This window comes from Psychrobacter sp. W2-37-MNA-CIBAN-0211 (assembly GCF_040309405.1).
GTDB classification, from domain to species: domain Bacteria; phylum Pseudomonadota; class Gammaproteobacteria; order Pseudomonadales; family Moraxellaceae; genus Psychrobacter; species Psychrobacter glaciei.
Genome location: NZ_JBEOOU010000546.1, coordinates 1 through 239 on the forward strand (window position 1 = coordinate 1; position 239 = coordinate 239).

Sequence of the window (239 nt, forward strand, 5' to 3'; positions counted from 1 at the left end):
GCTTGGTATACATTACTCTCAGCTTCACCTGCCGCGCCGACTATCCAAACACCTTTATCTTGCAAGTGACGCATGGTACGAGCAAGGTTAGTCACTTGAAATAACGGTATGATTTCGGCTGCGCCACAAGCGACTTTGCTTACTGTTGAGGTTAATCCGACTGAATTATCTTTCGGCACGATAACCCCATGCACACCCGCAGCATCTGCATTACGTAGACACGCACCAAGGTTATGCGG

The 239-nt window shown here is 49.0% G+C and carries 1 protein-coding gene; it reads right to left on the reverse strand.

All coding sequences use genetic code 11. The features are described from left to right. The coding region (locus tag AAEY72_RS16210; RefSeq protein ID WP_352311706.1) for a TrmH family RNA methyltransferase at positions 1 to 239 on the reverse strand (239 nt) is incomplete at both ends.